Here is a 6,333-nt window from a genome sequence, read left to right as displayed (position 1 = left end):
GCCGGGACGAGAAACGGCTCTCGTCCCGGCACTGCGGTCAGCTCAGCAGCGGGTGCCAGCCGTCGCGGTAGCGTACGCCGCCGCGCCGGAGCCGGACCTCCCCGTGCCAGGTCCCGGGAACGGGCTCGGTAAGGACGAGTTCGGGGCGCTCGACCACGACGCACACGTCCTCGCCGGGCCACCACCAGCCGCACGAGCGCGCAAGAGCGGCCCAAAGGCCAAGGTGGTCCAACGCGTCCGTGCCGTACCGGGCCAGCCCGAGCCGGTGGAGGGCGTCGTAGTAGGCGACCCACGCCGCATCCTGCTGCCCGTACCAGCACACCGGCACAGGTCCGCCGGCCAGTGCGGCACGGACGGGCCGGCGGAATCCGTGCGCGAGGCTGCGATGCAGGGCGGTATGGATGCCCTGGTGGAGCACGACGCCCACGGGAACCCCCGCGTCGAGCGCCTCCAGTGGCGGCAGCTCCGGCCACGGCTCCTTGTGCTTGCCCTTGCGCACCGGCGTCAGCTCAGGATCTGGATGGACGACACCGGCGCTGAGCGAGCCGCGCAGCTGACTCGCGACCATGGCCAGATCGCTGGCCACCGGCGGCGGTCCCTGCGGGCGCGGCTCCCGGATCCGCTCGTACAGCCGGTCGAGCGTGGGCAGGCCGGCGACGAGCGGGATCGCCTGGTGCGGAGAGTCGACCCACTGGAACCGGGGCCGGGGACGGAACATCCTCGTGTACAGGCCGGCGATGGCGTCTTCGGCCTTCTTGCGGTCGGCGGGCTGCGTGGACAGGCCCTGTTCGAGCCACTCCCGACGGATCTTGGTGGCCTCCTGCCACACACCGCGTGCGCTCTTGCGAGGAAGGCCGGTCAGAGGTTCGGCGGCGTCTACGCGCCGCGCGGGCGCGCTCACCGCGCCTGGGCGTCGCCGCCCTTTCGGTTGGAGATCATGCCCCGATGATGACCCGCCCCGTGCGCCTCGCGCAACCGCATACCAGCGCCACGCCCCCCGCCCACCCCGCCCCAGAGCTACCAACCACCTCAACAAAACAAGCGTCGCAAGCCGCATGCGCGGGCTCTCCATCTGGTGGACGACCACGCTGCCACCACGCGCTGAAAATCGTGATCTCTCTTCCTCCGCGCCCTGGTGGAGGGAGGCCGTTGGCGGCCATCTCAATTTGCCCGCCGTGAGTCGTGCCAGCATGGGTTGCGACGGTGCTCGGTGGGGGTTTAGATGGCTGTTTCGGTGCCTCCGGAGCCGCCCTATCTCGGGGTGGAAATACCTCCGGATCAAACAAATGCGCTACTGAGTGCTCTCGGTGCTCGTCTGGCGACCGGTGAGATCGTCTTGGCGCTGGTCACCACGGTGAAGGCGCTCCCGACGCTCACCCACATAGGGGTCTCCGACAAGCGTGTCCTGGGTTTCAACGTGCAGACCCTGGTCAGTCAAGGGCCGGTGGTTGAGTTGCCGCTGTCGGCGGTGGCCTCTGCGCGCACACGTCCGTCCTACAAGCAACGGGAGTTCCTGCTCGTTGTCGACGTCGATGGCGAGGAGATCGATTTCGGGGACGTTCACGGCACCGATGTGCCTCACGTCCTAAGGGTCATCGAGCAGGCTGCGGCTGCTGCCGAGAACTCTGCCGCCGTGCCCTCGGTACAGGTGCCGGGCCCGAATCCCGCACCATCTCACGCGAGTCCCGCGGTGCCGGCACCGGAAATGTCGGGGTGGCGGTTCAATCCGCCGCCGACCTGGCCGCCTCCTCCGCCAGATTGGACGCCTCCGCCCGGGTGGCGGCCGGATCCTTCATGGCCGCACCCACCGCCCGGATGGCAGCTCTGGGTTCCCGTGAGTCCCGCGGAACAGCAGGCCGCACAGCCGCCGGCCCCAGTCGTGCCCTCGCGAAGTTCCGCACCCCAGCCCACGCCACCGACCACGTCGGAGTACGTGGGCATGAACGGGCGCATTCTCCTTGAGGGGGACGCGCTGGTCCTCCTTCACAGTGGGCTCAATGCGAAATTACTTGGGCACAGTCAAGAGCCTCGCCGCATCCCATTCAGCGCTGTCTCTGAGGTCAAATACACGGAGCCCACGCGGCTGACCAACGGATATCTCCAGCTGGGGCTCGGCGGTGTGGCACCGCCGTCCCTCGGCGTGGGGAACGCCGCCTCGGATCCCAACACGGTGATCTTCACCTGGAGGAAGCGCAACGAATTTCATCAGCTGTATTCATTGCTGCGCCACACGGTGGACGCCAACCGCGCGTCCAACATCGATCCATCAACTGTTCCTTACGATGCGGCACCCTCCACACGGCCGGCGAAGCCGCATAGAACCGGCCACGAACCCACGGCCGGCCCCGGCCCTCGAATGGAGCCGGATCGTTCGGCCAGAGAGGGGCGTCACGGGACATGGCCTGTCGTGGACCCGCCGAGGACGACGCCTTCCCGCCTGCCAGAACTCGTCTCTTCACCGGCGTGGTTACCGGGCGACGTCGAAATCGAGGTCGTCGGTGAAGTCCACCACGAGCACGAGATGCGCCTGGCCTCCGGGGAGCCGGCGGATGACGGCGTACGAACCGCGGTGCTCGTGCCGGAGCCACGTTTCTCCGAATACCCGGATGCCGTAGCGGTGTTCGTGCAGACCTACCATGTCGGTTTCATCTCGAAGGAGATCTGCGGTCGAGTCCATCGTGCGATCATCGACTTCGCGGACTCCCATGAGGGGCGGCTGCCCTCCTGCCCTGCGGAGTTCTACGAGAACATCGCGGGCATGCAGGTCGTTCTCCTGATCGATCCGCGCCCGCTCGGTCTGCCGCCGTCGCTGTTCAGCCGCGTACCGGACATCGCCAAGGCCGTCGACAAGCTGCTCGGACGGCTCGATGGGCCCCCGCCCGTCCTGCAAGGCCGCCATGTCGCGGCGCGGCAGGCCCTTGCGAGCGCGGAGGCGGACTATGCCCAGGCCATGGACACATGGTCGGGTGACCGGCCGCGCAACACCTGGCCGGACCTGGAACGCAGGATCAATCCGCTCATCCGGAAACTGGAACGGGCAGCCGACCCGAAGGTGGCAGATGCCTGGCTCTTGTACGCGCGATCTGTACGTTTCCAGAAGGGTCGGCGTGACGACACGCTCAACGGATATTTCAACTGCCTGCGCTTCGACAGGAGCAATGGCGAGGCATGGTCAGAGCTGTTCGAGTACGTCTGCTCGGCACCACATGTCCCCATGCTGCTCGATCTCTACCGCAGGGTGCCGATTCCGCTGAGGGCCGGCCCGGCGCGCTACCTTCTCGCGGTCTCCCACGGCAGCGACCGCCATGGAAACATGAGCGCCCACCGCGGCGAGCGTCTGCGCACTGAATTGAAGGCGCTTGCAACAAGCCAGGACGATGGAGTCACCGTCGCCGTTCTGGCGGAGGACGCCGGGCGGCATGCGGAGAAGGACGGCGACCAGGAAGCCGCCATCGCCGCCTACCGCGAAGCCGTCGCCGCGGGCAGTACCGATTCCAGAGTGGCCGATCGGCTCAGTATCTGGCTGGTGAAGCGCGGGCTCTACGCGGAGGCGGAGAAGGTGATCGTCCAGGCTCTTCAAGAGCCACCCAAGGCGGCAACCACACGAGACCGGCTTGAGAAGCGCCTGCGGCGCTGTCGCCGGCAACTGTCGGAGGACGACTGAACCCGTGCCTTCATGACGAGGCGGTCGTCGCAGACCCCTTCATGGGAGCGGTTCGTAGAACGAGTCGACGGCGGGCTGCCCGGTGTAGTTGGGGCCGGCTTGATCGTCCGCTCCGAGATACCGGTACGGGAGCCGTACCTCCCCGCCTCCGCGGCGGGAGATGCGGCGGCGGGCGGAGTCATAGGCGAACCCTTGGGCGCGCAGTCGGGCGGTGAGCCGGCGGCCGGCGGGTGTGCCGTCCGTCCGGCGGACCGAGCGGGCGTCGAAGTTGGCGACGAAGAGCCCATCGCCGGTGAGCCACGAGGCGATGCGGCTCAGGACGCCGAGTTTGTCGCCCACGTAATGCAGCCCATGCACGCGGGTGATGAGGTCGAAGCGGCCGTCAGGGACCCACTCGGTCACCGAGCCGCTGATCAGACGCAGAAGCGGGGGACGGCTGCCTGAGACGAACTGGTCCACCAAGTCCAGCCCGATGATCTCGGCTTGGGTTGTGCGGCCGCGATCGGCCAGGAGCCCGGCCGCTTCGGCCGGAGCCCGTCCACTCCCGCAGCACACGTCCAGCCACCGCACGGGCGCTGCCGTCCTGGCGCAGGTGCTCAGCTCGGCCATGACGTCAATGCCGAGTTCTCGACCGTAGCCATTGGCGCCGTTGAGGGACCGTTCGCGGTTCATCGCGCAGTTCGCCACGACCGACGAGCGCACCAGCGCCTCATCATCGAGCAACCGCGTCACTCCGGCATTGTGTCCCATCAGCGCATGGGCTGCGTTGCGGCCCCGTCGAGGTCATCGAAGCGCGTCTCCGGGCGACACCGAAATGTTCTATTTGCGAAGGGAGAGGGTTCCTTGGACGGCGTTACCATCGTGCAATCGGTAGACGGGCATTTGGTACAAGGCGGGCGGTGAGGGCCGTGGGCGGCTCGCAGTCCGGGAACACCCCGGTCGATCAGAGCAAGCCGAGTGCCGCGCGCATCTATGACTACCTGCTGGGCGGCAAGGACAATTACGACGTCGACCGGCAGGCCGCCGAGGCGGTGCTGGCCGTCGTGCCCGACCAGCGGTTGCTCGCGCGGGCGAACCGGGCGTTCGTGATCCGCGCTGTCCGGTATCTGGCGAAGAGCGGCGTCCGCCAGTTCCTCGACCTCGGCACGGGGCTGCCCACCTCACCCAGCGTCCACGAGGCGGTCGGCGAGGTCGCCGCCGCGCGCGTCGTCTACGTCGACCGGGACCCGGTCGTGAAGGTGTACAACGATGCCCTCCTGGCCACCACGCCCGGGGTGACCTGCCTGGAGGCGGACATCCGCGAGCCGGACGCGATCCTGGAGCAGGTGCGGCAGCAGGACCTGCTCGATTTCGATGAGCCGGTCGCGGTGCTGCTGGCGGCGGTGCTGCACCTGGTCCCCGATGCCGAGGATCCGGCCGGGCTCGTCCGCCGGTTCTGCGCTCCGCTGGTCCCCGGCAGCCATCTGGTGCTGTCGCAGTTCGCCGCGCACAGCGACCCGGAGGCGATGGCGCAGCTGCGCGCGGTCGCCGACGGCACCCCGGTGGAGACCTACTTCCGGGACCGGGAGGAGGTCCTGCGTTTCTTCGACGGGTTCGAGCTCCTGCCGCCCGGCCTGGTCGATGTCGAGCAGTGGCGGCCCGACATCGAACCGCTGCCCACCCGCCTGAAGATCACCGGCGGCGTCGGCCGCCTACCGTAATCCGCGGCTTCATGGGGCCGGTCACCCGACCGACTCCCTGGGCACGGCTGCGTCCCGCCGCCATGAGCCGTTCAGCGTGACCAGCCGCCACGGAGTCATTTTGATCACGGTGACGCCCGTGTCGCGATGGTCCTCGACGCCCATGATCCGCGGGTTGTAGCCGAGTGGTTCCGCCGCCGTCGCGAACAGGTCCCAGACCCTGACCCGGGTCGCCTCATCGTCGGCGATCTCCCCCTCGCACTCGGCTACCGCGACCTCTTGCGCCGGGTCCCAGTACGAGCACGAGACGTAGGGACGGTGGCCGAGGTGTGCGATCTTCGGCGAAGCCGAGCGGGTGAACATCCAGCCGGTGAGGCCGTTCTCACCGCGCTCCCAGTAGGGATGGACGACGCGGGAGCGCGGACGGCCGTTCCGATCCACCGTGGCCAGGGAGCACCAGACGATGCGGTGCGCGATGCGGACGAAGTCGTCGAGCGGCCCTGCCTCGGCCTTGTTAGAATCCACAACCATGGTTGTGCATCCTACGCCCGAGAACATCGACCTGTCACTGGCCGCTCTGTTCGCGGGCTGGGCCATGGCCGACGAGGTTCAACGGCGGCTGGCGGCCGACGGCTTCGGCGAGCTGCGATTCAACGACGGGGTCGTGATCCAGCACGTGCTCGCCGGACCGCTGTCGATCACTTCCCTCGCCGAACGGATGAACGTCAGCCAGCAGGCCGCGTCCAAGGCCGTCGCCGACCTTGAGCGCCGCGGACTGCTCACCCGCGATCCGTCCCCCCACGACGCACGCGCCAAGCTGCTGTACCTCACCGACTACGGCCAGGCGGCAGTCGATGCCGCCCGCAGACATCGCGCGGCCCTCGACGCGGAACTGGCCGATGAATTCGGCAGGGACCGCGTGGACGAAACACGCGCACTACTCGCCGAACTCCTATCCCGCTTCAACGTGGACGGCGTGATCCGCAGACG

Annotated in this window: 6 protein-coding genes; 3 read left to right on the top strand and 3 right to left on the bottom strand. The window is 68.2% G+C overall.

Going from position 1 to position 6,333, the window contains the following annotated elements; all coding sequences use genetic code 11:
• Positions 1-37 precede the first annotated feature (37 nt).
• Entirely contained in the window at positions 38-901 is an 864-nt protein-coding gene (locus tag ACIWVC_RS33775) for a DUF6745 domain-containing protein (protein WP_396453060.1), read from the bottom strand.
• 321 nt (positions 902-1,222) lie between these two features.
• On the opposite strand from ACIWVC_RS33775, the gene ACIWVC_RS33770 reads away from it, so the two are divergent.
• Positions 1,223-3,664 carry a DUF4429 domain-containing protein gene (locus ACIWVC_RS33770; RefSeq protein ID WP_396455096.1) on the top strand — a complete coding sequence of 814 codons (2,442 nt, stop codon included), beginning with the start codon at positions 1,223-1,225 and terminating at the stop codon, positions 3,662-3,664.
• Positions 3,665-3,703: 39 nt separating this feature from the next.
• Here the strand turns inward: ACIWVC_RS33770 and ACIWVC_RS33765 are convergent, their stop codons facing one another.
• A complete protein-coding gene (locus tag ACIWVC_RS33765) occupies positions 3,704-4,396 on the bottom strand; it encodes a class I SAM-dependent methyltransferase (protein ID WP_396453064.1) in 693 nt (230 codons plus the stop codon).
• 167 nt (positions 4,397-4,563) lie between these two features.
• Between ACIWVC_RS33765 and ACIWVC_RS33760 the strand changes: the two genes are divergently transcribed.
• A complete protein-coding gene (locus ACIWVC_RS33760; protein WP_396453066.1) occupies positions 4,564-5,364 on the top strand; it encodes an SAM-dependent methyltransferase in 801 nt (266 codons plus the stop codon).
• Between the two features lie 21 nt (positions 5,365-5,385).
• On the opposite strand, the gene ACIWVC_RS33755 is transcribed toward ACIWVC_RS33760, so the two are convergent.
• A complete protein-coding gene (locus ACIWVC_RS33755; protein ID WP_396455095.1) occupies positions 5,386-5,874 on the bottom strand; it encodes a pyridoxamine 5'-phosphate oxidase family protein in 489 nt (162 codons plus the stop codon).
• On the opposite strand from ACIWVC_RS33755, the gene ACIWVC_RS33750 reads away from it, so the two are divergent.
• A partial coding sequence (locus tag ACIWVC_RS33750; RefSeq protein ID WP_396455094.1) for a MarR family winged helix-turn-helix transcriptional regulator occupies positions 5,873-6,333 on the top strand: 461 nt, incomplete at its 3' end. The genes ACIWVC_RS33755 and ACIWVC_RS33750 overlap by 2 nt on opposite strands.

This window comes from Actinomadura sp. (assembly GCF_044508335.1).
GTDB lineage: Bacteria > Actinomycetota > Actinomycetes > Streptosporangiales > Streptosporangiaceae > Spirillospora.
This window is presented reverse-complemented; position numbering and strand designations above follow the sequence as displayed.

What these genes read in the sequence shown, in the direction of transcription:
- ACIWVC_RS33770 (WP_396455096.1), top strand. Translation starts at nt 1,223, where the DNA reads ATGGCTGTTTCGGTGCCTCCGGAGCCGCCCTATCTCGGGGTGGAAATA.
- ACIWVC_RS33755 (WP_396455095.1), bottom strand. Translation starts at nt 5,874, where the DNA reads ATGGTTGTGGATTCTAACAAGGCCGAGGCAGGGCCGCTCGACGACTTC.